Source organism: Candidatus Benthicola sp., from assembly GCF_058719085.1.
Genome location: NZ_JBZQEK010000087.1, coordinates 1 through 2,806 on the forward strand (window position 1 = coordinate 1; position 2,806 = coordinate 2,806).

Here is a 2,806-nt window from a genome sequence, read left to right on the forward strand (position 1 = left end):
GATCGTGCAAAACATGACCATTCGACTGATTCTTACGGCCATTCCCGTTCCTCCGGCCCCACTGCAGCTTCCCCCAAGCGATGCTGAACACTATTGGTCGCAGGCACTTAGCAGCTTCTCCGGCTCCCATCCCTCCGTGGCCCCGGGGTTGCACTGATCGGGGGTCGACGAGGTGCGTTTCATCGCCGGCCAAGGACCGGTGGAGAGCTCGAATGTGGGAGTGAGCAAGCATGCGGACGCGAGACCAACGGAAGACCAGGAACGTCGTACGCAACGAGCGAGGCGCCGCCCTCATGATCGTGCTCGTGGCGCTGGTGGGACTGACGGCCCTCGCGGCGGCGGGAATGGTCCTGACCGAGACCGAGCTCCGGGCGAGCCAGAACCAGGAGGCGGGAACCACCGCCTTCTATGTCGCCGATGCCGCCCTGCAGCAGTATCTCGGCACCCACCTCGAGGCCACCACGACGGACACGTTCACGTACTCGACCGGTTCCGCCATCGTCGCGGGTGAAAAGCTGCTCGATCTACCGAACGACCGCGTCCTGTATCGGATACGCTCGGTTTCCTCATATACACCACCTGAAGGAGGCACGGCCTCGCGCACCATCTCTCGACTGGCCCTATACAGCGCCGGAACGGTGACCGCGACGGCTTCCTTCGCCTCGGGGTCGGGGCTGCTGAAGAACGGCGGAGCCGGCGTGATCACCGGAGCGGACCAGGCCGTCGCAGGAGACCCCAACTGTCCGAACTCTCCCGCGCCGACGGTGGCAGGAGTGGCCGTCCCACCCGGGGGCTACTCGCAGAGCGGTGGTGGCCTGGTTCCGACGGGGTCTCCCGACGTCTACGAGGCCGCATCGACTCTGGACCTCCTGCAGGCCACGGGCGTTCCGTGGAACAAGATCGTGAACCAGGGGCTGCTCGCGCCCGACTACACGGTTCCACCCGACAGCTGGCCCGACTTCAGCACCCTGGGCGCAGACGAGTGGCCGGTGATCTACGTGAACGGAAACATCACCGTCGATCCCGACGACAGCGGGCGCGGGACGCTCATCGTGCGTAACAACCTCACCATGGACGGTTCCTTCCAGTGGGACGGTATGGTTCTCGTCGGAGGATACCTGACGAGCAACGGGTATCAGACGATCGAGGGTGCCACCATCACGGGGCTCAACGAGCTCCTCGGCGAAACGACCCCCTCATCGGACCTCGGAAACGGCAACAAGGAGTTCTACTACGACTCCTGCAAATTGACCTACGCGTCCAAGGCGGCCTTCGGCGGGCTCGCCGAAGTGCCCGGAAGCTGGTTCGAGCGCTGGCAGTAGGGTCAGTCGGCGGTATCCGGTGGTGAAGCCCGGCCGGGACCTCTGATCCTCCGACCGGTCTTGTTGAGTAGCGAGCCGTAGAGCAAAGACGACCGAATCAATCCATCCGAATCCGGACTTCTTCAGATGCCCCGTGCGGGGCTTCGGCCGGTATCACAAGCAGAAATGCGCAGGCGGCGCCCGGTAATGTCCGGCCGCCGCCTTCTGACGGAGGGCAGTCGAGCCCCGCGCGTCCGTCGTTTGGAGATGCTGACCGCGATCGTCGTTCGGTCAGTTCCGGAAGGGGATGTCGAACTCGAGATCGCGCTCTACGCCGTAACGGTTGGCGCCGTCACCCACCGCCGTCGCTGTCACTCGCACGGCGACCACATGGTCGAAGTTCGAGGCCGACACGTTGCTGTGCACGCTGCCGTCGTCGAGCACGTAGCTGAACGCCGCCCCGCTTTCGAACGGACCGACGAGTTCCTGCGTGCCGCGCCACAGCGCCGTGCGCGACTCGAAGAAGGTCGAGGGAGCGAAATGGTACGCGAGACGGCTGTAGAAGCGGACCATGGCTCCCCGGTCGGGCACCCCGTTCGTGAACTGACCGGCCCACCCGGACAGCTCGGCGTACGTGTTGTCGGGGTTCGTGGACGGGGCGCCGTTCGCCACACAGGTGGCCTTCGGACCGGATCCGGTGGAAACCGTGGTCGGCATGAAGGCATCGGCGTACTCGAACTCGTCGTCGTAGGGATCGGAGTAGGCGGTGCCGAGGAATCCGCCATCGAGTCCCCAGGCGGCCACGGTGTCGTAGGCCATGAGCACGGCGGCGTCCGCTCCGGTGGAATCGCAAACGATCGCTCGCATGATGTCGAATCGGACCGCTACGGAATCGGGCTCCGCGTTGAGCAGGTCCTCGCCCGAAGCCATCCGCAGCTCGGAGGACACGAGATCGAACGTCGCCCGGTTGCTCTGCTCCGCCCAGATCTGGTCATCCGTCCGCTCGTAGAACCGACTCTGGCCCAGCATCAGAGACAGCATGGCCGAAGCGAGGAGCCCGCTGATCACCAGGGTGATCAGTGCCTCGACCAGCGTGAATCCGGCCTGCGACTGCATGCGGTTCATGCGTCCGATCCTCTTCGTGTCATGGGCTGGGCGGCGGGTCCGGGAGGGGTCTCGGCTTGTACATCCGGGTCGTGAACGTTCGGCTGCCGACATCACCCACACCGGCCACGGCGATCGTTACCTCTTTGACCCGGGTCGATATGCGGGATACGGCCACCTTCACCTCGTAGTCATGGCCCGAGACCGTGGCCGTATCCATGTGACTCGCCGCGGCGTCCCAACCCTCGTTCTGCACCTCTTCCAGCACGATCTGCGCGGCCGCCGCCTGCTGGCTCCGCCAGTTCGCGATGCGCGCCTGGTCGGCGGACGCGAGACTCAACCCGCTCACGGCCACCAGGCCGATCACCAGAATCGTCAGGGCGATCAACGTTTCGACAAGC

3 protein-coding genes are annotated in these 2,806 nt (G+C 65.0%); 1 reads left to right on the forward strand and 2 read right to left on the reverse strand.

What is annotated here, in order from left to right; translation table 11 throughout:
• The first annotated feature begins 230 nt into the window (after nt 1–230).
• Nucleotides 231–1,322 (forward strand): pilus assembly PilX family protein, encoded by a 1,092-nt coding sequence (locus AC36XV_RS06495; protein ID WP_492202867.1) that lies wholly within the window; start codon nt 231–233, stop codon nt 1,320–1,322.
• Between the two features lie 270 nt (nt 1,323–1,592).
• Here the strand turns inward: AC36XV_RS06495 and AC36XV_RS06500 are convergent, their stop codons facing one another.
• On the reverse strand, nt 1,593–2,426 hold the full coding sequence (locus tag AC36XV_RS06500; protein ID WP_492202868.1) for a PilW family protein: 834 nt from the start codon (nt 2,424–2,426) through the stop codon (nt 1,593–1,595).
• Nucleotides 2,427–2,445: 19 nt separating this feature from the next.
• A partial coding sequence (locus AC36XV_RS06505) for a type IV pilus modification PilV family protein (protein ID WP_492202869.1) occupies nt 2,446–2,806 on the reverse strand: 361 nt, incomplete at its 5' end.

Bases quoted from the DNA above. Each gene is read 5' to 3' on its own strand.
- AC36XV_RS06500 (WP_492202868.1), bottom strand. From the start codon at position 2,426: ATGAACCGCATGCAGTCGCAGGCCGGATTCACGCTGGTCGAGGCACTG.
- AC36XV_RS06495 (WP_492202867.1), top strand. From the start codon at position 231: ATGCGGACGCGAGACCAACGGAAGACCAGGAACGTCGTACGCAACGAG.